The sequence below is a fragment of the Streptomyces coacervatus genome (genome assembly GCF_029223485.1).
Lineage (GTDB): Bacteria > Actinomycetota > Actinomycetes > Streptomycetales > Streptomycetaceae > Streptomyces > Streptomyces coacervatus.
Map to the genome: position 1 here is coordinate 342,846 of NZ_JARHTP010000007.1, position 23,438 is coordinate 366,283.

At 69.6% G+C, this 23,438-nt stretch carries 19 protein-coding genes; 8 read left to right on the forward strand and 11 right to left on the reverse strand.

Translation table 11 applies throughout. The annotated features are described in order from the left end of the window. Positions 1–58: 58 nt before the first annotated feature. Positions 59–901, reverse strand: a complete 843-nt coding sequence (locus tag P2Q00_RS19665) for an NmrA family NAD(P)-binding protein (protein WP_275773890.1) — start codon at positions 899–901, stop codon at positions 59–61. An 80-nt stretch (positions 902–981) separates the two neighbouring features. On the opposite strand from P2Q00_RS19665, the gene P2Q00_RS19670 reads away from it, so the two are divergent. Both P2Q00_RS19670 and P2Q00_RS19675 read left to right on the forward strand, forming a co-directional pair. Continuing rightward, positions 982–1,917 (forward strand): AraC family transcriptional regulator, encoded by a 936-nt coding sequence (locus P2Q00_RS19670; RefSeq protein ID WP_275773891.1) that lies wholly within the window; start codon positions 982–984, stop codon positions 1,915–1,917. 10 nt (positions 1,918–1,927) lie between these two features. Further along, positions 1,928–2,614 (forward strand): DUF6597 domain-containing transcriptional factor, encoded by a 687-nt coding sequence (locus tag P2Q00_RS19675; protein WP_275773892.1) that lies wholly within the window; start codon positions 1,928–1,930, stop codon positions 2,612–2,614. On the opposite strand, the gene P2Q00_RS19680 is transcribed toward P2Q00_RS19675, so the two are convergent. The 10 genes from P2Q00_RS19680 to P2Q00_RS19725 all read right to left on the reverse strand — a co-directional run bounded on the left by P2Q00_RS19680 (position 2,597) and on the right by P2Q00_RS19725 (position 13,519). Next, complete coding sequence (locus tag P2Q00_RS19680; RefSeq protein WP_275773893.1) at positions 2,597–2,998, reverse strand: VOC family protein; 402 nt, start codon at positions 2,996–2,998, stop codon at positions 2,597–2,599. The genes P2Q00_RS19675 and P2Q00_RS19680 overlap by 18 nt on opposite strands. Positions 2,999–3,051: 53 nt before the next feature. After that, on the reverse strand, positions 3,052–3,684 hold the full coding sequence (locus P2Q00_RS19685; RefSeq protein ID WP_275773894.1) for a VOC family protein: 633 nt from the start codon (positions 3,682–3,684) through the stop codon (positions 3,052–3,054). A 54-nt stretch (positions 3,685–3,738) separates the two neighbouring features. Next, the gene (locus P2Q00_RS19690) at positions 3,739–4,758 is read right to left on the reverse strand and encodes a DUF5954 family protein (protein ID WP_275773895.1); all 1,020 of its coding nucleotides are present in this window, start codon (positions 4,756–4,758) and stop codon (positions 3,739–3,741) included. Positions 4,759–4,903: 145 nt separating this feature from the next. Beyond that, a complete protein-coding gene (locus tag P2Q00_RS19695) occupies positions 4,904–5,953 on the reverse strand; it encodes a LacI family DNA-binding transcriptional regulator (RefSeq protein ID WP_275773896.1) in 1,050 nt (349 codons plus the stop codon). A 186-nt stretch (positions 5,954–6,139) separates the two neighbouring features. Next, entirely contained in the window at positions 6,140–7,729 is a 1,590-nt protein-coding gene (locus P2Q00_RS19700) for a glycoside hydrolase family 43 protein (RefSeq protein WP_275773897.1), read from the reverse strand. Between the two features lie 30 nt (positions 7,730–7,759). Then, a complete protein-coding gene (locus P2Q00_RS19705) occupies positions 7,760–8,665 on the reverse strand; it encodes a carbohydrate ABC transporter permease (protein ID WP_275773898.1) in 906 nt (301 codons plus the stop codon). After that, positions 8,665–9,549, reverse strand: a complete 885-nt coding sequence (locus tag P2Q00_RS19710) for a carbohydrate ABC transporter permease (protein WP_275773899.1) — start codon at positions 9,547–9,549, stop codon at positions 8,665–8,667. The genes P2Q00_RS19705 and P2Q00_RS19710 overlap by 1 nt, the downstream gene beginning before the upstream one ends. Positions 9,550–9,574: 25 nt before the next feature. After that, on the reverse strand, positions 9,575–10,909 hold the full coding sequence (locus P2Q00_RS19715) for an ABC transporter substrate-binding protein (protein ID WP_275773900.1): 1,335 nt from the start codon (positions 10,907–10,909) through the stop codon (positions 9,575–9,577). Positions 10,910–11,187: 278 nt separating this feature from the next. Beyond that, a complete protein-coding gene (locus P2Q00_RS19720) occupies positions 11,188–12,276 on the reverse strand; it encodes a LacI family DNA-binding transcriptional regulator (protein WP_275773901.1) in 1,089 nt (362 codons plus the stop codon). Positions 12,277–12,505: 229 nt separating this feature from the next. Further along, positions 12,506–13,519 carry a hydroxyacid dehydrogenase gene (locus tag P2Q00_RS19725; RefSeq protein ID WP_275773902.1) on the reverse strand — a complete coding sequence of 338 codons (1,014 nt, stop codon included), beginning with the start codon at positions 13,517–13,519 and terminating at the stop codon, positions 12,506–12,508. A 430-nt stretch (positions 13,520–13,949) separates the two neighbouring features. Here P2Q00_RS19725 and P2Q00_RS19730 point away from each other — a divergent pair, with 430 nt between their 5' ends. Genes P2Q00_RS19730 through P2Q00_RS19755 form a run of 6 tightly spaced genes read left to right on the forward strand, consistent with a single transcriptional unit; the run spans position 13,950 to position 23,374 of the window. After that, complete coding sequence (locus P2Q00_RS19730; RefSeq protein ID WP_275773903.1) at positions 13,950–15,299, forward strand: extracellular solute-binding protein; 1,350 nt, start codon at positions 13,950–13,952, stop codon at positions 15,297–15,299. Next, positions 15,296–16,294, forward strand: coding sequence for a carbohydrate ABC transporter permease (locus P2Q00_RS19735; RefSeq protein ID WP_275773904.1), 999 nt, complete (start codon positions 15,296–15,298; stop codon positions 16,292–16,294). Before P2Q00_RS19730 ends, P2Q00_RS19735 begins: the two co-directional genes overlap by 4 nt. Continuing rightward, complete coding sequence (locus tag P2Q00_RS19740; protein ID WP_275773905.1) at positions 16,291–17,148, forward strand: carbohydrate ABC transporter permease; 858 nt, start codon at positions 16,291–16,293, stop codon at positions 17,146–17,148. Before P2Q00_RS19735 ends, P2Q00_RS19740 begins: the two co-directional genes overlap by 4 nt. Before the next feature lie 53 nt (positions 17,149–17,201). Beyond that, the gene (locus tag P2Q00_RS19745) at positions 17,202–18,731 is read left to right on the forward strand and encodes a glycosyl hydrolase family 28 protein (RefSeq protein WP_275773906.1); all 1,530 of its coding nucleotides are present in this window, start codon (positions 17,202–17,204) and stop codon (positions 18,729–18,731) included. After that, a complete protein-coding gene (locus P2Q00_RS19750; protein WP_275773907.1) occupies positions 18,728–22,078 on the forward strand; it encodes a putative Ig domain-containing protein in 3,351 nt (1,116 codons plus the stop codon). Before P2Q00_RS19745 ends, P2Q00_RS19750 begins: the two co-directional genes overlap by 4 nt. A gap of 27 nt (positions 22,079–22,105) precedes the next feature. Further along, the gene (locus P2Q00_RS19755) at positions 22,106–23,374 is read left to right on the forward strand and encodes an alginate lyase family protein (RefSeq protein ID WP_275773908.1); all 1,269 of its coding nucleotides are present in this window, start codon (positions 22,106–22,108) and stop codon (positions 23,372–23,374) included. The last annotated feature ends 64 nt before the right edge of the window (positions 23,375–23,438 follow it).

Sequence of the window (23,438 nt, forward strand, 5' to 3'; positions counted from 1 at the left end):
ACCAGCCACACACAAGCCGCACTCCGCATACATCCCACAACCCCAACGGCGCTTCCCGCTAAACCTTCCACGTGCCCGCCGCGGCAGCCTCCCGCACGAAGTCCGTGAAGTCCCGCGGCGAGCGCCCCAGCACCCGCTGGACACCGTCCGTGACGCACGCATTGCGCCCGTCCAGCAGCCCCTCGAACACCTCCACCAGGAACTCCGCCTCCTCCGGCGGCACGCCGAACCCGGTCAGCGCCTCGCCGTAAGCCCGCGCAGGCACCGGCGTATAAGCAAACGTCGTGCCGCTCGCCGCCGAGATCTCCGCGACCGCGTCGCGGAACGACAGCAGCCGCGGCCCGGTCAGCTCCACCGTCCGCCCGACGAACCGTTCCCCCGACGTCAGCACGGCCGCGACCACGTCGCCGATGTCCCGCACATCGACGAACGGCTCCCGCACCTCACCGGCCGGAAACACCAGCTCCCCCCTGCGCAACTCCTCCACCAGCGGCCCCTCACTGAAGTTCTGCGCGAACCACGAGGCCCGTACCACCGTCCACTCCGCACCCGACACCTTCAGCGCCTCCTCGGTCGCCAGCGCCTGCTGCTCCCCACGCGCCGACAGCAGCACCAGCCGCCGCACCCCGAGCCCGGCCGCCTCCCGGGCCAGCGCCCCGACGCCCTCCGTCGCCGCGGGGGCGCCGACGTCGGACGGGTACACGAGGTACGCCGCGTCGGCACCCCGCAAGGTCTGCGCCCATGTCGTCCGGTCCTCCCAGTCGAAGCCCCGGGTGCGGGACGCGGACCGCACGGTGCACCCCGCCGTCCGCGCCGCCTGCACCACACGGCTCCCGGTACGCCCCGAGGCGCCGGTCACCACAACCGTCATGTTCTGCGTGTTCGCTGCGTTGTCCGCCATGCCTCCAGTCAAGGTCCGGGCGTCCCAAGACCCCATCGCTGAACGGCTCATTCCCATGCGCAGGCGTCTACGCTGACCGCATGGACGCTCTCGCAGGCCTCCTCGAAGGTCCCCGCGCGCGGGGCGCCTTCATGATCCGGGCGTGTTTCGAACCGCCCTGGTGCGTGCGCATCGAGGACCGCGCCCCGCTCACCGTCATGGTGATGGTCCGCGGCGAGGCGTGGATCATGCCGGACGCGGGGGAGCGGGTGCTGCTGCGGCCCGGCGACCTCGCCATCGCGCGCGGCCCGGACCCGTACACCTGCGCCGACGACCCCGATACGGAGCCGCAGGCGCTGATCCTGCCGGGTGCCGAGTGCCGTTACCCCGACGGGCGTTCCCTCAACGGCGTCATGGACCTCGGTGTGCGCACCTGGGGTGACCGGCCCGACGGCTCGGCCGTGATGCTGATCGGCACCTATCTGTGGCAGGGCGAGGTCAGCAGGCACCTGCTGGACGCCCTGCCGCCACTGCTGTCCCTCACCCCCGATGTGTGGGACTGCCCGCTCACTCCGCTTCTCATGGAGGAGATCGTGCGGGACGAGCCGGGCCAGGAGGTCGTCCTGGACCGCCTCCTCGACCTGCTGGTCATCGCCGCGCTCCGGGCCTGGCTCTCCCGCCCGGAGGCGGAAGCACCGGCCTGGTACCAGGCGCTGGCGGACCCCGTGGTGGGCCGGGTGCTCCGCCTGCTGCAGGACGACCCCGCCCACCCCTGGACGGTCGCCTCGCTCGCAGCCAAGGCCGAAGTCTCCAGGGCGGCCCTCGCCCGCCGCTTCACCGACCTCGTGGGCGAGCCCCCGATGACGTACCTGACCGGCCGGCGTCTGGCCCTGGCCGCCGACCGCCTGCGCGACACCGACGACACTCTTGAGGCGATCGCCCGCCAGGTCGGCTACGGCAGCGCGTTCGCACTGTCCAGCGCTTTCAAGAGGGTGTACGGGGTGAGCCCGCAGGAGCACCGGACGCGGGCGGCGTAGCCTTTCGTACGTGTACACGGAGAGGGCGTCCCGGCTGACCGGGGCCGTCGTGTGGACGAACACCCCGTCCGAGGACGGAGTCGGACGCGTGCTCCCCGACGGCTGCATGGACCTGCTGTGGCACCGGGGCCGGCTGCTGGTCGCGGGCCCCGACACGCACGCGTACGTCACCGCGGGCGACCCCGGAGTATGGGTGGGCGTCCGCTTCTACCCCGGGACCGCGCCCGCCCTCCTGGGCGTGCCCGCGCATGAGCTGCGCGACCGGCGCGTGGCGCTCGCCGAACTGCGGCCGGCCGCGGAGGTCCGCCGCCTCACCGCCCGCATGAACGCAGCCGCCGAACCGGCAAGCGGGCTGGAGGAGTTGGCGCTGCGGCTGGCCGCGGACACCGAACCCCCCGACCCGCTGCTACGGCACCTCGTGACCGCCCTCGGCGAGGGCCGCCCGGTCGCGGCGACCGCCGACGAACTCGGCCTCGGCGCCCGCCAGTTGCACCGCCGTTCGCTGGCCGCTTTCGGCTACGGGCCCAAGACGCTGGCCCGGGTGCTGCGGCTGCAGCGGGCGCTGGGGCTGGCCCGGGCGGGGGTGCCGTTCGCGGAGACGGCGGCCAGGGCCGGGTTCGCCGACCAGGCCCATCTGGCGCGGGATGTGAAGGAGTTGGCGGGGCTGCGGCTCGGGGAGCTACTCGGCCGAGGCTAGCTGCGCGAACAGGTCGACGCCGTTGCCGTCCGGGTCGTGCACGGTCGCGTACCGCTGCCCCCAGAAGGCGTCCCACGGCTTGAGCTCGCCGTGGTACCCGGCCCCCACGAGGTCCTCGTACACGGAGTCGACCTCGGCGGGCGACCCGCACTTGAAGGCGAGCGAGATCCGGCCGCCACCGGACGGCGGCTGCCACCCGGGGTAGAAGGAACGGATGGTGTCCTCGGTGTCCAGGGCGAGGATCAGCCCGCCGGGCAGCTCGGCATTGACATGCGGCTGCTCCTCGGAGCCCTCGGGGAAGACGAGCCCGAGGCGACGGTAGAAGGCGAGCGAGGCGGCCATGTCGGAGGCCACCAGGCCGATCACGGCGAATTGTGGAGTCATGCCGTCACCGTAGGCAGCACCCCGGCGGCCGGTCTTGAAGGAATCGGACACGCTCAGCCGAAGGTCACCGGCCCGCGAGGCGTGTCCACTGTGAACGAAAGGGCCACCGGTCCTTCGGTCACGACGAGCTCGGCCCCGACGGCGGACAGCAGCCGGCGGATCTCGTCGGGGTCCGGGGCGGTGGCCGACAGGCGGAGCAGGGGAGTGACGGGCAGTCCCGTCGCCGTCGGATGGGCGGAGGAACCCCAGTCGATGAGGAAGGGGACCAGACCGGACGGGTGCGCGGTGTCGCCGTCGGTCAGGCGCCACTCCAGCAGCGTGCCGTCCGGCCGGCGGCGGCTCATCGGGCGTACCGGACCGGGGTCGTACCCCCGCGCCCGAGCCGCCGCGACCGCCGCGTCCAGGTCGGGCGGGCTGATCGCCCAGGTCACCGTCCGCGCCGAGGCCAGCTCGTCGACGTCGAACGGGCGGGGGCCCTCCGGCCCGGACTGCTCCGGGTCGGGGCCGATGATCTCCAGATAGCTGGACCCGCCCAGCGACACCAGGTGGTTGCGGGTGCCGAACCCGACATGCGCACCGCCGGGCGCAGGCGTCACACCCGTGCGCCGGGCGAAGTCGGCGACCGTGGCCGCGAGTTCGGGGGTCGCGAGGACGAGATGGTCCAGGTGTGCGGGAATGGCGTTCATCGAAGCCGAGGCTACGCAGGCCGGTACCACAATGGAACACCTGTGCGGCGGCGGTCATTCGTCGTAGGTGAGGGTGCCGTCCTCGTCCATCGTCGGATGCATCTTCATGGGGCCGTACTCGTCGACGTCCGAGGGCCGCGGAGTCTCCGGACCGTCGGGGCCCATCCGGAGCACGCGCTCGACGCGGCAGATCCGGAAGAGCCGGTCGTCGACGCGGAACTCGTCGGCGCGGTCCAGCGCCCGGTACTCCTCGGCGGCCTTCGCGTACCGGGCCTTCTTGGCGTCGTCGAACTTGAACAGCAGCGCCCACATCTCGGCCATGCCGTCGTACAGCATGCGCCGGGCCTCGTGCGGACTCGCCATCAGGCCACCGCGGGGCCGCCAGCCTTGCTCGCCCCGTTCGGCCACACTGAAGCCGGTGGGCAGCAGCACGAGCTCCGGGTGGGTGGCGACCGCCCGCTCGGAGTCCGCGCGCATGTCGGCCGGGAACTGGGCGCGGGTGTACGCGAAGTCCCGCAGCCCCAGTTTGAGTGCGCCCGCGGCCGGCCCGTCAGTGCGTTCCGGATCCAGCACAAAGCCGACGTCCGGGGGCCGGGTGTCGCGGGCCCTGTGGTCCCAGGACCGCTCCACCGGCTCCGGATCGGTGGGCCTCGGCGGCTCCATGCCGCCCTTCCCGAGCCGCCCGAACTCGTCCCCGCGCACAATCCGGTAGCGCGCCCCGCAGGCCTCGACCTCATTGGCCGGCTCGCGCTCCAACACGGCCACGGCCGCCAGCAGTTCACGCCGTACGGCCCGGTCGTCCGTGTCGTCCTTCGCGGTGAAGAACAGGTGCGACTGCAGCCCGTCCCGGGCAACCTGCGGCATACCGTCCACCACGGGCTTCAACACCCGCCACCCGGGCCCGACCGCCGGATCCTGCACGGCAACCCCGAACACCGGCCCGCGCAACGCCAGATGGGGATACCGCCGAGTGGCCTCCACCGCATCGGCCTCCCGCACCCAGGCGGCCGGATCATCACGCCGGATCAACTCCTCGTGGAGCGCATGGATCTGTTGCTGCCAGTCATCGTTCATACACGCATTGTCGCCATACGTATGCGCCGACTGGGGCGGAACCAACCCAACAACCACGGTTGTTGGACTGAGGCAGCCAGGCGGTACTGCACGTTTTTAGGGGCGCGGGGAACTGCGCGACCAGCCACGACGCAGCCGCAGAAGATCAACGACCCATCTTGGCCCTCCCAGCGGAGCGTCGCTCCACCAGCCGCGTAGACAACTCCGTACGCGTCCCCTCCGGCCGATCTCCCTCCATCATCCGCACCAGCAAGTGCAACGCCGTCGCCGCCATCTCCGCCAGCGGCTGCCGGATCGTGGTCAGAGCGGGAGCGACCCAGCGGGACTCGGGCAGGTCGTCGAAGCCGACCACACTGATGTCGTCCGGGACCCGCAGCCCCCGTACGGCCAGGGCCTCGTACACGCCCAGCGCCATGTGGTCGGAGCAGACGAAGACCGCCGTCGGCGGTTCGGGCAGGTCCAGGAGGTCCAGCATGCGGCGGTGCGCAACGGTCTCGTCGAAGCCGGCGTGCCGGACGTACTCCGGGCGGTGGCGGACCCCCGCCGACGCGAGTGCCGAGCGGTACCCGGCGACCCGGGCGCTGCTGCACATCTTGCGCTGGTGACCGGCGATGACGGCGATGCGTTCGTGGCCGAGGGAGAGCAGATGCTCGGTCGCGGTGACCCCGCCCTGCCAGTTCGCCGCGCCCACCGACACGACACCGGGCGGCGGTTCGAGTACCGGGTCGATCAGGACGTACGGAATGCGGTGCGTGTCCAGCCAGGCGTACTGCGACGGCGTCAGCTCGGCCAGGTTGAACAGCACCCCGGAGGAACCGCGCGCGATCAGCTTGTCGAGCCAGCCGCGCTCCGGGCGCCCGCCACGGGTCCGGGTGAGCCCCGCCGAGACGACCACCTCAAGGCCGGCGTCGTGCGCCGCCGCCTCCACGCCCTGCAGCACCGCCCCCGACCAGGAGCTCTCCAGCGAGTGCACGACCAGGTCCACCAGCCCCGGCACCTTCGCCGCGTCGAACCGGGGTCTGCGGACATAGCCGAGCCGGTCCAGTGCCTCGGTGACGCGGCGGCGCGTCTCCGGTGCCACGTCCTCCCGGCCGTTGACCACCTTGGAGGCGGTCGGTACGGACACCCCCGCCTCGCGGGCCACGACCGCCAGCGTCGGCCCGGCCGCCACGCTCGCACTTCCCGTGCGGACCATCGGGAACCACCTCTCCGGCCCGCCCGAGGGCCCTGAAAAGTTTCGACCAGCGCGGAAACAGTAAGCGCTTCCTACACTAGGTTCACCGGATCACGTGGGGAAGAGGCCGGACTTCGCAGGTCTTCACGGTCCCGGGCTTTCGAAACTTCGAACGCGACGGCGGCAGCAGGCAGTTGACGGTGACGGTTACCAGCAGGTGAGCCGGAAGCCGGTGAAGTCGGCCGTGAATGCCGCGTCCACCAGGTCCACGGCATGGATGCCGGCCATCGCCCCCGTGAAACGCAGCCTGGAGCCGTGGTCGTCGGAGAGCTTGCTGAAGTCCAACGGCCCTCCGACCGGCGTACGCAGCCCGCCCCGCAGGCACCAGAACCGCGCCTCCGCCTCGTCGACCGTCACGCCGAGTGTCAGCGGTTCTTCCGTGACGACATCGACGAGGGCTGCCTGGCGGGTACCGGATTCCTCGCGCTCCACAAGGCTCAGCACCGTACGCCCCGCACCCCGCCACTGCTGCCCGCGCTGCCCTTCGCCCTCCGGCTCGGCCCAGGTGACGTCGAGGCTCATGTAGGCCTCCGTGTTGTACCAGAGCACCAGCCCGGCCGCCTGGGTGAAGGTGGTCGGCCGGGCTTCGACGGTGACCTCGGCCTCCGCCCGGTGCTCGGTGATCCGCTGGGCGAGCAGACTGTGCGCCCACCGCGACTCGGGCCCGTGCCGGCCACGCAGCCGGATCCAGCCCGGACGGCTCGTGGTGTCGGCCCAGGACGGATCCGGGGCAGCGCGCAGCGTGCTCCATGGCCAGCCCAACGGGCCCTCGGATGTGGGGAGTTGAGGCGGCAGCGGCTCGGGACGAGTCGGTACGTCGACCTCGACCGCCGGATGCGCACCCCCGTGTCGCATCCTCGGCCAGCCGTCCTCGTCCCAGGCCACCGCCTGGACCGCCGTCTCCCGGCCGAGCGTGCAGCGCGGGCCGTCGGGCGTCTGCAGCGGACGGGCCGTCAGGTGGCTCAACACCCAGTCCCTGTCCGGAGTTTGTACGAGCTCTCCGTGCCCCGCCTTCTGCAATGGCAGCGACGGGTCGTCCCGGCTGGTCAGCAGGGGCCGGGCGGCCAGCTCGTACGGGCCCGTGATCGCGCGCGAACGGGCCACCCGCACCCCGTGCTCGAAACCCGTGCCCCCCTCCGCCAGCACCAGGTAGTACCAGCCCCCCCGCCGCACCAACTTCGGCCCCTCGACGAGCCGTTCGTGCTGCAGCAGCAGATGGGTGCCACCGACCGGGTTCAGCGTCTCCCGGTCCAGCTCGGTCAGGACGATCCCGGCGAACCGGCGTCCACCCGGTCGGTGGTCGTTCTGCAGGTTGAGCAGCCACAGCCGGCCCTGGTGGTGGAAGAGCGCGGGGTCGAACCCATGGCTTGCGACCCGTTGCGGGGTCGTCCATTTGCCGCTCGCCTCGGTGGCCGTGCTGACGTAGGTGTCGATGTCGAAATACGGCGTCCCCACCGACCGTACGACCGCGTACACCACCCAGAACCGCTCACCGTCCCAGCTCAGCGACGGCGCCCAGATGCCGCCCGAGTCCGGCACCCCGGCCAGCGAGTCCCCGGGGGCGGCACCGCGCACATGACCCGCGTACTCCCAGTGGGCCAGGTCGCGGGAGCGGTGGATGGGGATGGTCGGGAACCACTCGAAGGAACTCGTCGCGACGTAGTACCAGTCGCCGACCCGGACCAGCGAGGGGTCGGGGGCGAAGCCGCGGATGACGGGGTTGTGCAGCAGCGTCACGTCAAGGCTCCAAATGGTCCTGGTGGACGGTCACTTGAGGGCCCCCAGCGTCACCCCGGTCCGCCAGTAGCGGCGCATCGCCACCATCATGATCGCCATCGGCACGATGGACAGCAGCGCGCCGGTCAGCACCAGGCTGGTCAGGTCGACCCCGGACTCCAGGCGTTTGCCGGACCAGTTGTACAGGCCGATGTTGAGCGTCCAGTTGTTCTCGCCGCGCAGGACGGTCAGCGGGAGGAAGAAGGCGTTCCAGGTGTTGACGAAGGCGAGCAGGAAGACGGTGGCTCCGCCCGTGGTCATCATCCGCAGCACGATGCTGAAGAAGATGCGCAGTTCACCGGCGCCGTCGATACGCGCCGCCTCCAGCAGCTCGTACGGGATCGTGGCCTCGGTGTAGACCTTGGCGAGGTACACGCTGAACGGGTTGATCAGACAGGGGATCAGCATCGCCCAGGGGGTGTCGACCATGCCGATCTGCGAGAACAGCAGATACAGAGGCAGGGTGAGCAGGGCGATCGGGATCAGGAACGAGCCGACCACGCACGCGAACACCAGGCTGCGGCCCGGGAATTGGAAGCGGGCGAGGCCGTAACCGGTTGCAAGGGCGAGCAGGGTGCCGCCGAGGGAGCCGACCCCTGCGTACAGGAAGGAGTTGGCGGTCCAGCGCAGGAAGATGCCGTGCTCGTAGGTGAACAGCTGATGCAGGTTGTCCCACAGATGCCAGCCGGAGAACCACAAGCCGTTGCTCTGGTAGAGGCCGACGCGGTTCTTGGTGGCGGCGACCATCAGCCACCAGACCGGGAAGAGGCTGTAGACACTGGCCAGCGTCAGGCCGACGAGGAGGAAGCGCTGGCCGCCGCGGGTGCGGGAGGCGGGGTCGGGGCGGGTGAGGCGCCGGACGCTGTGCGGCTCGGTGCGCTCTTCGGTGAGCGTCATCAGTCCGCCTCCTTTGACGTCAGCCGGTAGAAGAGGAAGGAGGCGACACCGAGGATGAGGGCGAGGAGCACCGACAGGGCCGCGGCGTAGTGGTAGTTGCCGGCGTTGAACGCCTGGTTGTAGATGATCATGATCGGGGTGAAGCTGTCGCTGACCGTCTGCGGGGTGATGTTCCGGAACAGCGCGGGCTCGTTGAAGATCTGCAGCATCTGGATGATCGAGAGCATGCCGGTCAGCACCAACGCGCCCCGGACGTAAGGGATTTTGATGCTGAGCGCGATCCGCCGCTCGGAGGCGCCGTCCAGCCGCGCCGCCTCGAACAGCTCGCGCGGGACGCCCTGCAGCGCCGAGTAGATGATCACCATGTTGTAGCCGACGCCGTGCCAGGTGAGCAGATTGCCGATGGACGGCCACACCATCGAGGGCGCGAAGAAGTTCCAGTCGAAGCCGAAGACTCTGCCGAGTGGCGTCAGTGGGCCGACATCCGGGCTGTACAGGTTGATCCATACGATCGCGGCGACCACGCCGGGGATCATGTACGGCACCAGGAGGAGGATCCGGAAGCGGCCGGCCACTTTCGAGGTCAACGCGTCCAGGAACAGCGCCAGTACGAGGCTGATGAACAGCATCACCGGGATCTGCACGCAGGCGAACAGCACCACCCGCAGGACGGATCCCATGAACGCCGGGTCGGTCAGGCCCTGTTGGTAGTTGTCCAGCCCGGCGAACTTCTCCGTCGAGCCGCCGAGCCCCAGCCCGGACTGCTGCTCGCGGTACAGCGACTGGTAGACGGCGTAGCCGATCGGGAGCAGATAGAGGAAGACGAAGCCGAGCTGGAAGGGCACCGTGAAGGCGGCACCCTTCCAGCGCAGGGAGCGAATCATCGATTCTCGTCCTTGCCTGTGGTCGCTAGCCCTTGACGCTGATGCCGCGGGACTTCAGGTCCTTGACCGTCCACTCCTGCATATGCGCCAGGAGATCGGTGACCTTCTCCTGCTTGCCCACGACCTTCGCCCAGCCGGCCTGCATCTCCGTGAACATGGCGGTCCAGTCCGGCCCGAAGGTCCAGTCCGTGGTGATGGTGTTCAGGCTGTCGATGACCACCTTCTGGGCGGGCTGGTAGTTCTTGCCGAGCAGCTTGTCGGAGACCGCCTCGCCGACGTACGAGTTGCTGTCGGCGAGTGCAGGCATCACGCCGTTGCCGGTCGTCGGGCTCGCCATCGTCTTGACCGCTCCGGTGTTGGTGGACAGCCACAGCGCGGCCTCGGCGGCCTGCTCGACGTCCTTGCACTGCTTGGTCACCAGCGTCACGCTGCCGGTCAGATTGGTGCCGGCCGGCGTCTTGGCCGCCTCGCCCTGATACGTCGGCCACGGCGAAAGCGCCCATTTCCCGAAGGACTTGGTGAAATTCTGCACCATGCCGGCCATCTGCCAGGTGGAGATCTGCCGGGTCGCCGTGCCGCCGTTGTCGTAATTGCGCTGCACGGCCGCGTAGTCGGCGAAGGACAGCTTGGAGTTGAGGTCGTTGTCGATGATCTCCTGGATGACCTTTGCGGCCTTCAGGGTGCCCGCGTCCTGGAAGTCGACCTTCCAGGAGTTGCCGTCGATCGCGTACCAGTGGGCGCCGGCCTGCATGGCGAGCACCTCCAGGGTGCTCGGGTCCTCACCGGCGTAGTTGGTGATCTTGATGCCGTGCTTCTTCAGGACCTTGCCCGCGGCGATGAAGTCGTCCCAGGTGGCGGGGGGTTTGATGCCGTACTTCTCGAAGATGTCGGTGCGGTAGATCGTGAAGTTGGGCGCGGAGCTGGTGGGGACGCCGTAGCTCTTGCCCTGCACCTGCGCGCTGGCCCATGCACCGGCGTTGAACTTGTCCTTGCTCGACCCCACGTACTGCGTGATGTCGGCGAGCGCCCCCTGCGAGACCCAACTCGTCACGTACTCGGCGGTGTTCTGCACCAGGCAGGGCGCGTTGCCCGCCTTGACCGCGTTGGTCAGCTGCTTCTGCATGGTCAACTGGTCGGTGACCTTGGTGTACTTGAGCTTGACGTCCTTGTGCGAGGCGTTGAATGCCTTGGCGACGGCGTCCTGACCGTTGGCCCAGCCCCAGAAGGGGAGGGTGACCGGGCCCGACGACTTGGTGCCGTCCCCGGAGTCCGATCCGCCGCAGGCGGAGAGCAGACCTGTGAGTGCGAGTCCCGCGACAGCGGCGTGGGCGAACCTTCTCCGGGGGCTGGTGAAGTTCATCTGACCGTGTTCCTTCGGAAGTTGGGCGTCTGAGAGCCAGACGACGGCGGCTCGGTGCAGGCCGGGAACGGCGGCCGGGAGTCCGTCGGCCGGCGGCTGAGGGAGGTCGCGGCTGAAGGGGGTCAGCCAAGCGGAAGCTGTAGTAAGCGGTTGCCGTGAAGGTAGGCCGACCGATCCAGCTGTAGCAAGGGGTGTGCGCGAACTTATTGCGTCAGGCCGAGGAAAGCGCTGGTAGACGGAGGAAACCGGTTACGAAAACTTCGCTTCCCGGTGGCGTCTCAGCGCCCGGTGGACGGCGGCTGCACGGAGTTTCGTACGACGACATGGGTGCCCAGTACGAGATGGTCGCCGTCGGCGCCCTTGCGGCGGCCCCCGCCGCCCTCGCGCCGGTCGGCCACCGCGCGCAGGGCGACGCGGCCCATCTCCTCGTAGGGCACGTGCACGGTGGTCAGTTGGGGCGTGAGCTGGGAAGCAAGGGGGATGTCGTCGTAGCCGACGATCGACACGTCCTCCGGTACCCGCAGCCCGGCCGCGCGCAGGGCCTGCATGGCGCCCGCGGCGACCACGTCGGTTCCGGCGAGGACGGCCGTGAAGTCCGGCGTCTCGTGCAGGGCCGTCTCGACGGCGCTGTATCCGTGCTCGTCGTCGTACGGCCCGTACCGCACCATGCCCGGGTCGAACGGCACCCCGTACGCCTCGAAGGCCCGCTCGGCGCCCCTCAACCGGCCCTGGGCGGTGGTGAGTTCAGCGGGACCGGGCAGTACCAGGACCCTGCGGTGCCCGGCCGACAGCAGATGGCTGGCCATCGCGTAGGCGCCGCCCTCGTTGTCGTAGTCGACCGTGGTGGCGGGGACGTCGCCCTCCAGGGGCGGCCGGCCCACCAGGACGAGGTGGGAGCCGGCCGCGTCGAGGGAGCGGGCGAAGCGGGCCATGCGCAGCTGGTACTCGTCGTAGTCGTAGGCGCCGCCGAGCAGCACCACCGCGGCCACGCCCTGCTGGCGCATGAGGTTGACCAGCGCGAGCTCCCGCTCGGGGTCGTCGCCGGTGGTGCCGACCAGGGAGAGCCAGCCGCGCAGCGTGGCGGCACCCTCAACTCCCTTGGCCACGTGGGCGAATGCCGCGCCGGTGATGTTGTTGATGAGGATGGCGACCGTCGGTGTGCCGCCGCCGGCGAGGGAGCGGGCGTGCGCGTTGGTGACGTAGTCCAGGTCCCGGACCACCTTCATCACCCGGCGCCGCAGATCCTCCGACACCGGGTAGTTGCCGGACAGTACGCGCGAGACGCTCGCGACGGAGACACCCGCCCGCTCCGCCACATCGCGGATGGTGGCCCGTCCGGCGTCCCCGGACGCCTTGCGCTGACTCACCGCTGCGGCTCCTTCACCCTCACGACTGCTGCCCCGGCCGGCGGGGGATGCGGCCCCTTGCCGTACGGCTGAAGACCGTGCCCATGTCCGGGCCCCTGGCTGGTGCGGAAACCGTATCCCATTGTTTCTCCGGGGTGCGGGGCTGTGGATAACGGGGGAGGAGCGGTACTCGTCGGGGGCAGGCGGAGAGCCGCTGTCCGGCCCTCCGCCGGAACGCGAGCGCCGGCCCTCACGCGACCCGGGCCAGGTCCGAGTGCCGTACTTCGTGGGCCGGGGGCGCGCCCGCGACCAGGCGTTCCAGTTCCTCCACGACGATACGGCCGAGACGTTCCAGCTCATTGCCGAGCGAGCCCGCGATGTGCGGGGTGAGGAAGACGTTGGGCAGGCGGTAGAGCGGGGATCCGGCGGGCAGCGGCTCGGGTTCGGTGACGTCGAGGATCGCGTGCAGTCGGCCGGAGACCAGCTCGTCGGTGAGCGCGTCGGGGTCGACCAGGGCGCCGCGCGAGGTGTTGATCAGTACGCCGCCGTCCCGGATGAGGGCGAGCCGGCCGGCGTCGAGCATGCGGTAGGTCTCGGGGATGTCGGGGGCGTGCAGCGACACGATGTCGCTGTGCCTCAACAGGTCGTCCAGCGGCAGGAGTTCGGCACCGAGGGCGGCGGCCGAGGCGGGGCTGACATAGGGGTCGTGGAGCAGGACCGTGAAGTCGAACGGCCTCAGCAGCTCCAGCAGCCGGCGGCCCACGCGCGAGGCGCCGATGATCCCGATCCGGCGGCCGACGTTGCCCGTATGCGCGGTCTCGGCGTCGCTCGGGTAGGCGTGGGTGGTGCGGAAGCGCTCGCGGTGGGCGAAGGTGTCCTTCCCGGCGAGCAGGATCATCGCGAGGGTGTACTCCGCGACGGGCAGGGCGTTGCCCGTCACCGCGCTGGAGACGGTGATCCCGCGCTCCCACAGGGCCTCGCCGACCAGCGAACGGACCGAGCCCGCGGCGTGCAGGACGGTGCGCAGGCGGGGCGCCGCGGCCAGCACGCCGGCGTCGAGGGCCGGGCAGCCCCACCCGGTGATCAGCACCTCCGCCCGGGCAAGGGTCTGAGCGGCCGCCGGATCGGCGAAGTCCCGTACGACGAACCCGGGGTCGAGGTCGGACGCCTGCTGCAGCCGGGCCATGAGCGGTGGGGGGAAGAGCAGCGGGAGGTGCACCGGATCCATCGCGAACACGGCCCTCGGCGGCTGGGGGTTGGGCATGGCTCTCCTGAACGCTGACGACGGGATGGAAACAGTTTCAGAAAGCGCCTTCTACCGTAGATCTGCCGTGAAGCGGTGGTCAATCGGTGGGAAGGGTGGCGTGGGAACGGGTCGCTCCGATGGTCCAAGGCCCTTGATCCCGCTCTGGGGCGAAATCGGTTACTGCGGTTTCCCGGGTCCAGCGGTGCCTCGGAGCTCCTCGGGCAACCGGTTGCCGCGCTGACCAGCACCGTAGCCACGTGAGTCCCCTGAACCCGGTCGGACCACTGTTTTCGAAAGTTCGTCATGCCTCTTGACGTGCCGTGCTCCCGGACGGAAGCTCCGTGACACCGCGCAGCAACCGGTTCCCGAAACATTCGCACGCCGCATCCATCCCCCCCCGCGTGCCCCGACTTCCGTCATCCATCTCAGCGAAGAGAGTGGGTAGTTCATGCACACCCAGGCCGGTGCTCGGCCGAGTCGCCGCCGCTTTCTCGCCCTGTCGGCGGGCGGCGCCGCGGCCGGCGCGGCAGCGCTGAGCGGCTGCGCCCTGCAGGTGTCCACCGGGGTGAGCGGTTCCGGCGAGACCGTCACGCTGATGTCCAAAGCGGATGATCTCTCCCCGGAACTGATCAAGCAGGCCCAGAAGGACCTCGGCATCAAGATCGTCCGGGTGGACTACAGCATCAGCAAGCTGGTCGCGATGATGACGAACGGCAAGCCGCCGGACCTGGTGCGCGGCGTCGGCGCCACGGACGCGCCGTACTTCGCGGCGCGGGACGTGATGGAGGAGCTGGACCCGTACTTCGCCAAGAGCAGCGTCCTCAGGCTCGACGACCTGGATCCGGTCAACGACCTATGGCGCTTCGACGGCCGTACCCAGGGCAAGGGCCCGCGCTACGGCATGGCGAAGGACTTCTCCCAGGACTCCATGTACTGGTACAACACCGCGCTCTTCGACAAGGCGGGGGTCGACAACCCGCCGGAGCTGGAGCCGGTCACGTTCGACGAGTGGCTGGACACGGCCAAGCGGCTCACGCAGCGCAAGAACGGCCGGACGACAGTGTTCGGCGGAAGCTACAACGGCGTGCTCACCCCCAACCTCCTGGCGAGTCTGGCCGTGGCCGCTGGAGGAAGCATTTTCAGTGACGACTTCACCCGGGTCGACTTCACCACCCCCGAGGCCCGCAAAGCGCTCGGCTGGTACATCGACTACGCCAGGACCAAGGTCGGGCCCAGCATCATCCAGCCCGACCCCAACGCCTGGGACGGCCCCACCTATCAGGCGTCCCGGATGGCCATGTCGGGCAGCGGCTACTGGCTCGGCGGCCTGATCAACACCGACAAGAAGCTCGCGCCGCTCTCCCGGCTGGCCCCCGCTCCGGTCTTCCCCGGCGGCAGGCGGATCAGCCCCTGCCAGGCGGGCACCGGCCTGTGGATGCCGAGGAAGGGGCGGAACAAGGACGCCGCCTGGCGGGTCTTCGAGTGGTTCTTCGGCGAGGCACCGGCCAAGGCCCGCGCCTCCAGCGGCTGGGGCATCCCCACGCTGAAGTCGCTGCGCCCGCTGATGCCGGCCCAGGAGGACTACCAGAAGCGGGAGTTGAAGGTGCAGGAGGCCGAGCTCAAGCACTTCTCGGTGATCGCCTTCACCCCCTACGCCACGGCGGACTCCCTCTATGCCCTCTTCAACCAGACAGCCCCGGCCGCGATGAACGGCGAGATGTCCCTCGACACCCTGGCGCGGCGGCTGAACTCGGCCATGAACGAGCAGCTCAAGCGCGGTAAGGAGCAAGTGGGATGACGGCCGACCAGATCTCCTCGGTCACGCAGCGGCCCGAGTCGGCCGCGCCCGCCGACCGCATACGGGCCGCGGACCGCCCGCGCTCCTCGATGACCTCGCGCAGGCACCGGGCGTTCTACATGTTCGCCTCGCCCTGGATCATCGGTTTCCTGCTGCTGACCGTCTTCCCCATGGCGTACGCGCTGTGGCTGAGCTTCACCACGTTCGACGGCATCTCGCCGAACTGGCGGTATGTCGGCCTCGGCAACTACCGCGAGCTGTTCGCGGATTCGCAGACCTGGGACGCCCTGGGCCGCACCGGCCTGTTCGCGCTCACCTCGGTGCCGCTGTCGATCATCGCCGGACTGGGGCTCGCCGTCCTCGTCAACCGGCCCATCAGGGCACGCGGCCTGTTCCGCACGCTGCTCTATCTGCCGGCCGTGGTGCCGCCGGTGGGCGCGGCCCTCGCCTTCAAGCAGCTCTTCGACCAGAACTCCGGTGCCGCCAACGGCGTGTTGAACATCTTCGGCATCGACGCCCTGGGCTGGCTCGCCGACCCCTATGCACGCTACGTGCTGCTGATGGCAGTGCTCTGGGGCGCCGGAAACATCATGATCATCTCGCTGGCGGGGCTCCAGGACATCCCCCGCGAGCTCCACGAGGCCGCCCGCATCGACGGAGCGAGCGCCTGGCGCAGCTTCCGCAGCATCACCGTGCCGCTGCTGTCCCCGGTGCTGCTCTTCCAGACGGTGACCGGCGTGATCGCCTCGGTGCAGACCATTCTGCCGCTGCTGCTGTCGCCCGACGGCACCCTGAACGGCGCCACCGCGATCCCGCAGTCCAACTACCAGTACATGATGCATGTGTTGGTGGAGTACTTCGCGTTCGGCCGCTACGGCTACGCCTCCGCACTGCTGTGGGTTCTCTTCGCCCTGATCCTCATCGCGACCGGACTCATCTTCAAGTTCACGTCCGGCGTGGTGTTCTACAACGTCGACCCGGAGGCGCAGAAGTGACCGCCGCCAGTCTTCCCCCCAAGTCCGCACTCCGGATACGGGTCAACCGCCTCGTCCTCTACACCGTCCTCGTGGTGATCACCGGGCTCTTCCTCGGCCCCTTCGGCTGGCTGGTCATCAGCGGACTGAAGTCCCCGGCCGAGCTGGCCGCCTCGCCCGTGCACTGGCTGCCCGCACACGTCCAGTGGCACGACTTCGCCGACGCCTACCGCCTCATCGACTTCCTCGGCTACGCCCGCAACTCCCTGGTCATCGCCCTCATCTACGCCACCCTGGTCACCCTCAGCTCCGCCTGGGTCGGCTTCGGATTCGCCCGGCTGAGCGCACCCGGCAAGAAGACGCTCTTCGGCATCCTGCTCGGCTCGATGATGCTGCCCCAGATGATCACCCTGCTGCCGACCTACCTGATCTTCGCGAGGCTCGGCATGGTCGACACGTACTGGCCCTGGGTGCTGTGGGGGCTGGCGTCCGCGCCGTATCTCGTCTTCCTCTTCCGGCAGTTCTTCGCCGGGCTGCCACGCGAGCTGGAGGAGGCCGCGATCGTCGACGGCTGCGGTTACGCCGGTATCTTCTGGCGGATCTTCCTGCCCCAGTCCTGGCCGGTCCTCGCCGCGAGCTTCGTGATCGCCTTCACCTGGACCTGGGGCGACTACATCGCCCCGCAGCTGCTGCTGTCCACCGACCGCACCACCCTCGCGGTCGCCCTCATGACCACCTATGTCAACGGGGCGGGGGTGCCCGTCACCAATCTCAAGGCCGCCGCCTCCGTGATGTACGTAGTCCCGATCCTGCTGATCTTCCTCGTCGCCCAGCGCGGTTTCGTCGCCGGCATGTCGACGTCCGGCCTCAAGTAGCTCTGTCTTTCGACCTGTTGCATCGCGACCAGCCAATTAAACAAGGAGTCCGCATGAACACGCCCCTGTCCCGCCGTACCGCCCTGCAGGCCGCGGGCGCCACCGTGCTCGCCGCCGGTCTGTCCGGCGCTCTGACGGCCACGGAGGCCCACGCCGACGACGGCAACTCCGCGCCGAAGCTGGTCACTTACCCGCTCCCGGCCGGTCAGCCGACGAACACGAGCTTCAGGGTGAGAGTCCGCACCGCCCCCGACGGGGACTGGGGGACCCTCGACGTCTACCGGCCGCAGCTGGAGGAGATCAACCCGACCACCGGTTCCGGCAAGGTCTACAACTCCTCGATGGTGTACTTCGACTTCCGGGGCTCGGTCGAGCTGGAGATCACCTACCTCAAGGGCGGCACCACCAAGGCCCGGGTGAGACCGGACTCGTACGGCATCAAGCCCGAACTCGGCGGCGACACGCTGGTGTTCACCCTCGACGAGCCGAAGGATCTGGTCGTCCAGATCAACGACGAGATCTTCGACTGTCTGCACGTCATCACCAACCACATCGACCCGAACCCGCCCTCCGCCGACGACCCGGACGTCCTCTACTTCGGCCCCGGAGTGCACACCGTCGCCGGCAGTGTCCTCAACGTCCCCAGCGGCAAGACCGTCTACCTGGCCGGCGGTGCCGTCCTCAGTGCCCAGGTGTACTTCAAGGACGTCGAGAAGGCCGCGATCAAGGGCCACGGTGTGATAGCCAGCCCGTACAACGGCATCCTCGTCGAGGGCAGCAAGAACATCTGCGCCGAGGACGTCATCGTCCTCAACCCCAGGGGCGGCTACGTCTCCACCCTCGGCGAGAGCCAGAACGTCCGCTACAAGAAGGTCCGCGGCTTCAGCTCGCGCGGCAACGGCGACGGCATCGACATCTTCTCCTGCAGCGACGTCGTCCTCGACGGCTGCTTCCTGCGCAACTCCGACGACTGCATCGCGATCTACGCCCACCGCTGGGACTACTACGGCGACACCCGCGACATCACCGTGCAGAACTGCACCCTGTGGGCCGATGTCGCGCACCCGGTCAACATCGGCACGCACGGCAACACCGACGCCCCCGAGACGATCGAGAACCTCGTCATCAGGAACGTCGACATCCTCGACCACCGCGAACCGCAGATGAACTACCAGGGCTGCATCGCCCTCAACCCCGGCGACTCCAACCTCATCAAGAACGTCCGCATCGAGGACATCCGTATCGAGGACTTCCGCTGGGGCCAGGTCATCTATATGAAGGTGATGTTCAACCCGAAGTACAACACCTCGGTCGGTCGCGGTATCGAAGACGTTTACGTAAAGAACCTCAGCTATACGGGCACGCATGCCAACCCGTCGCTGTTCCTGGGCTACGACGCCGAGCACGCCATCAAGAACGTCACCTTCGAGAACCTGGTGATCAACGGCGTCGTCATCGCCGACTCGATGAAGAAGCCCAAGTGGTACTACACCACCGACGCGATCCAGTGGTTCTACAACGAGCACGTCACGAACCTGACGTTCCTCACGACCGCCGAGGCCGAGGCGGCCGCCGCGTCATGATCACCTCCGTCCCTGGGGGAGGCCCCAGCCGCCGGGGCTTCCTCGGCGGCGCGGCGGCCCTGCTGCTGGCGTCGGGTGCGAGCGGACTGCTCGTGCCCGGCACGGCCCGGGCCGCCGGCACGGAAACGGACGCCAGGGCCTTCACCCACCCCGGCCTCCTGCACACCTCCGCCGACCTCGCCCGGATGAAGGCGGCGGTCGCGGCCGGGCAATCCCCGGTCCACGACGGCTACTCGGCGTTCGCAGCCCACGCCCGCTCGCAGTCGACGTACACCATCCAGAACACCGGCCAGATCACCTCCTGGGGCCGCGGCCCCACCAACTTCCAGAGCCAGGCCGTCGCCGACTCGGCCGCCGCCTACCAGAACGCCCTCATGTGGGCCGTCACGGGCAACCGGGCGAATGCCGACAAGGCCCGCGACATCCTCAACTCCTGGTCGGCATCCCTGACGGCGATCACCGGCGCGGACGGCCCGCTCGGCGCGGGGCTGCAGGCCTTCAAGTTCGTCAACGCTGCCGAACTCCTCCGCCACACCGGCTACGACGGCTGGACGGACGCGGACATCGCCCGCTGCGAGCGGTCCTTCCTCGACGTCTGGTATCCGGCCGTCTCCGGCTCCATGCTCTACGCCAACGGCAACTGGGACCTGACGGCCCTTCAGACCATCCTGGCCATCGGCGTGTTCTGCGAGGAGCCGGTCCTCTTCGAGGACGCCCTGCGCTTCGCCGCGGCCGGCGCCGGCAACGGCAGCATCCTCCATCGGATCGTCACCGACACGGGTCAGGGCCAGGAATCCGGCCGTGACCAGGGCCATGAACAGCTCGCCGTCGGCCTGACCGGCGACATCGCGCAGGTCGCCTGGAACCAGGGCATCGATCTGTGGGGCCACGACGACAACCGCATCCTCGCCAACTTCGAGTACGCCGCCCGCTACAACCTCGGCGGCGACGTCCCCTTCACCTCCGACCTCGACCGCACCGGCAAGTACATCAAGAAGACGGTTTCCGCGACCGGCCGCGGCACCCTCCCGCCCATCTACGAGATGGCCTACGCCCACTACGCCGGCGTCCGCGGCCTCGACACCCCGTATACGAGGGCCGTCGTCTTCCGCGGCACCGGCGGCTCCCGCATCGTCGAGGGCAGCAACGACGACCTGCCCAGCTGGGGCACCTTCGCCTACGCGGGCGCGACAGCCACCGCGCAGGCCGTGCCGACGGCTCCGGCGGGCGTCACGGCGGTCGGCAACTCCCGGGCTGTGACGGTGAGTTGGCTGCCGTCCACGTGGGCGAGCACGTACACCGTCCGGCGGGCCACCAGGCCCGAGGGACCGTACGAGACGATCGCCACCGGCGTCGAAAAGACCACCCACGGCGACGACGGCGTACGCCCGGGCCGGACGTACTACTACACGGTCACCGCCTCCAACTCCCAGGGCAGCAGCGGGGATTCGATCCTCGCGTCCGCCACGGCTGGGCTCCCGGACCCCTGGTCCAGCCAGGATCTCGGGAGCGTGAAGATCCCCGGTTCCGCCGCCTTCGACGGCGAACGCTTCGTCCTGGAGGCGAGCGGCACCGCCGACACCTATCGCCTGGCGCACCTCCCGCTGCCCGGCGACGGCACGGTCACCGCACGGATCGTGTGGCCGCTCAGCTCGCAGTACTCCAAGATCGGCGTCACGCTCCGCGCCTCCCTCGACGCCGACGCCGACGCCGCGCATGCCGCCATGCTGATCCAGGGGCTTCCGCTGTACACCTGGAGCGGCGTGTGGAGCGTGCGGCCGTCGGCCGGGGCGGACATCTCCGCCACCGGCAGCACACCCGTGCCGCCCGCCCAGCAGGACGCCATCACTGCGGGCGCCGCCTTTCCGATCTCCGACCTCGGCAGCCTCCCGGAGTCCGCGACCCCGCTCGAAGCCCCGTACGTCGAGGGCGCGGGCGACGGCTACCGGCTGCGGGCGCCGTACTGGGTGCGGGTGACGCGCAAGGGCCGCCGGTGCACCGGAGCGATCTCCCCGGACGGCATCCGCTGGACCGAAGTCGGCTCCACCGAGGTCGAGTTGGGGCACACCGCGTACGCCGGTCTCGTCCTCACCTCCTGCCTCGGTGTGGACGAGGACTACGCCGAGACCGGCACCGGCGCCTTCGACAACGTCACCGTGACGTCGGCGTCGGGTGACGTGTGGTCCGCGCCCCGCCCCGCCGCTGCCGCCACCGGTCTGCGCGTGGCCCCGGGCGCCGACGCCGTCGAACTGACCTGGACCGCCCCGGACCCCTCCGCCCGCTTCAGGGTGCTGCGCGCCACGGACGCCGACGGCCCGTACCGCACCATCGCGGCGGGCATCGGCCCCGTCGGCTTCGGCACCCGCATCCGGTACGTCGACGCCACCGGCACGCCCGGCACGACGTACCACTACGTCGTCGCGAAGACGAACACCGGTGGCCGCGGCCCGCTCTCGGAGCCGGCGGCAGCCCCCATGCCGACGCCCTCCGTACCCCAACTCACCTCCGCCACAACGGCGTTCGCGAACAAGGGGGACCCGTTCCGCCACCTCCTCCGCGCCTCGCACGAGCCCGTGCGCTTCACCGCGGACGGGCTCCCCGAGGGTCTGCGCGTCGACCGGCGCACCGGTCTGATCTCCGGAACGCCCGACGAGACGGGGGAGTTCACCGTCTCCACCACCGCGGGCAACGCGGCCGGCGACGGCACCGCCACCCTGACCCTCACCGTCGGCACACCCCCGCCGACCCCGTGGACCTACGGCGACCTCGGCGACGTGATCCTCGACGACCGTGCTTACGGCACGCTTGGCGTGGTCGCGATCCGCACGCCGGGCAGCACGTCGTACGCGGACGGGACCTTCACGGTCCGCGGCGCAGGCGTCGACCTCACCGTCAACAACCAAGGAATGACAGGGCAGTTCGTACGACAGCCCGTCACCGGCGACTGCACGGTCACCGCCCGGCTGGTCTCCCGCAGCGGAGCCACCGCCGACCGGGTGGGCCTGCTGATGGCCAAGTCCCTGTCACCGTTCGACCAGGCCGCCGGAGTGATCGTCACCGGCGGGACCTCCGCGCAGCTGATGCTGCGCAGGACGGTTGCCGGTGCCTCCGCGTTCTCCGGCACCGTGACCGTTCAACTGCCCCTGCTGCTACGGCTGAAGCGCGCCGGGACCGCCTTCGCCGCAGCGGTTTCCACCGATGACGGCGCCACCTGGACCGCCCTCGCCTCCGGCGAGATCCCCGGCTTCGGTGACGCCCCCTTCCACGTGGGCCCGGTGGTCTGCTCCCGCAGCCCGCTGGCCCTCGGCACCGCCAGGTTCGAAGAGGTGAGCATCACTCCCGACTGATCCCCCCACGGATTGGAGTCGCACACGATGAGCCGCAAGAGCTTCGATTCCCCCCACCGAGCCACTGAACAAGGCGAGTTGAGCCGCCGCGGTCTGCTGAGGACCGCGGGCGGTCTCACAGCCGCACTCGCCCTCGGGGGCTCCGCGGCCGCGCTGGCGGGCCCCACCGCCAGCGCGGCCCCGTCCACGTTCACCCACCCCGGCATGCTGCACAATGCCGGTGACATCAACCGCGCCAAGGTCAAGGTCGCGGCGAAGACCGACCCCTGGCTGTCCGGCTGGAACAAGCTGACCGCCAACTCCCACTCGCAGGCCGGCTGGACGCCCAACCCGCAGGCCACCGTCATCCGCGGCGGCACGGGCGAGAACTACGGCATCCTCTACAACGACATCGCCGCCGCCTACCAGAACGCCCTGCGCTGGGTGGTGGGCGGTACGGCCGCCAACGGCGACACCGCCGTCAAGATCCTCAACGCCTGGTCGGCCACGCTGACCACGCTCACCGGCAACGCCGACCGGTTCCTCGCGGCCGGCATCTACGGCTGGGAGTTCTGCCAGGCGGCCGAACTCATGCGCGGCTACGCCGGGTTCGACCTCTCCGCATTCCAGAAGATGATGGTCAACGTCTTCTACCCGCTCAACAACAGCTTCCTGACCAACCACAACGACGCCTGCATCACCAACTACTGGGCCAACTGGGACCTGTGCAACATGGCCTCGATCATGGCCATCGGGATCCTCACCGACAACGCCGCCAAGTACGACCAGGCGGTCACCTACTTCAAGTCCGGTGCCGGCAACGGCTCCATCGCGCACGCGGTGCCGTACCTGTACACCGACTCCGACGGCTACGCCCTCGGCCAGTGGCAGGAGTCCGGCCGCGACCAGGGCCACACCGTCATGGGCATGGGGCAGATGGGCGCCCTGTGCGAGATGGCCTGGAACCAGGGCGACGACCTGTACTCGTACGACAGCCGCCGCTTCATGAAGGCCGCCCAGTACGTCGCCAAGTACAACATCGGCCAGGACGTGCCGTACACCACCTACACCTGGGGCACCGGGCAGAGCTGCGCCCAGTCGTCCCAGACGGTGATCTCCTCCGGCTCCCGCGGCCAGGTCCGCCCGGTGTGGGCCATGCTCCACTTCCACTACAACCGGCGGCTGTACCTGGACGACAAGTACATCTCGGCCATGTACTACGACCTCGTCGCCCCCGAAGGCGGAGGAGGTGACTACGGCTCCACCAGCGGCGGCTACGACCAGCTCGGTTTCGGCACCCTGATGTACGCCAAGTAGTCGCCACATCGCGCTCTGCACCGGAATACCGGGACGATCTGTGGTGCTCTGGTGTTACCGGTGC

What these genes read in the sequence shown, in the direction of transcription:
- P2Q00_RS19665 (WP_275773890.1), bottom strand. Translation starts at nt 901, where the DNA reads ATGGCGGACAACGCAGCGAACACGCAGAACATGACGGTTGTGGTGACC.
- P2Q00_RS19670 (WP_275773891.1), top strand. Translation starts at nt 982, where the DNA reads ATGGACGCTCTCGCAGGCCTCCTCGAAGGTCCCCGCGCGCGGGGCGCC.
- P2Q00_RS19680 (WP_275773893.1), bottom strand. Translation starts at nt 2,998, where the DNA reads ATGACTCCACAATTCGCCGTGATCGGCCTGGTGGCCTCCGACATGGCC.
- P2Q00_RS19685 (WP_275773894.1), bottom strand. Translation starts at nt 3,684, where the DNA reads ATGAACGCCATTCCCGCACACCTGGACCATCTCGTCCTCGCGACCCCC.
- P2Q00_RS19690 (WP_275773895.1), bottom strand. Translation starts at nt 4,758, where the DNA reads ATGAACGATGACTGGCAGCAACAGATCCATGCGCTCCACGAGGAGTTG.
- P2Q00_RS19695 (WP_275773896.1), bottom strand. Translation starts at nt 5,953, where the DNA reads ATGGTCCGCACGGGAAGTGCGAGCGTGGCGGCCGGGCCGACGCTGGCG.
- P2Q00_RS19705 (WP_275773898.1), bottom strand. Translation starts at nt 8,665, where the DNA reads ATGACGCTCACCGAAGAGCGCACCGAGCCGCACAGCGTCCGGCGCCTC.
- P2Q00_RS19710 (WP_275773899.1), bottom strand. Translation starts at nt 9,549, where the DNA reads ATGATTCGCTCCCTGCGCTGGAAGGGTGCCGCCTTCACGGTGCCCTTC.
- P2Q00_RS19715 (WP_275773900.1), bottom strand. Translation starts at nt 10,909, where the DNA reads ATGAACTTCACCAGCCCCCGGAGAAGGTTCGCCCACGCCGCTGTCGCG.
- P2Q00_RS19725 (WP_275773902.1), bottom strand. Translation starts at nt 13,519, where the DNA reads ATGCCCAACCCCCAGCCGCCGAGGGCCGTGTTCGCGATGGATCCGGTG.
- P2Q00_RS19730 (WP_275773903.1), top strand. Translation starts at nt 13,950, where the DNA reads ATGCACACCCAGGCCGGTGCTCGGCCGAGTCGCCGCCGCTTTCTCGCC.
- P2Q00_RS19735 (WP_275773904.1), top strand. Translation starts at nt 15,296, where the DNA reads ATGACGGCCGACCAGATCTCCTCGGTCACGCAGCGGCCCGAGTCGGCC.
- P2Q00_RS19745 (WP_275773906.1), top strand. Translation starts at nt 17,202, where the DNA reads ATGAACACGCCCCTGTCCCGCCGTACCGCCCTGCAGGCCGCGGGCGCC.
- P2Q00_RS19750 (WP_275773907.1), top strand. Translation starts at nt 18,728, where the DNA reads ATGATCACCTCCGTCCCTGGGGGAGGCCCCAGCCGCCGGGGCTTCCTC.
- P2Q00_RS19755 (WP_275773908.1), top strand. Translation starts at nt 22,106, where the DNA reads ATGAGCCGCAAGAGCTTCGATTCCCCCCACCGAGCCACTGAACAAGGC.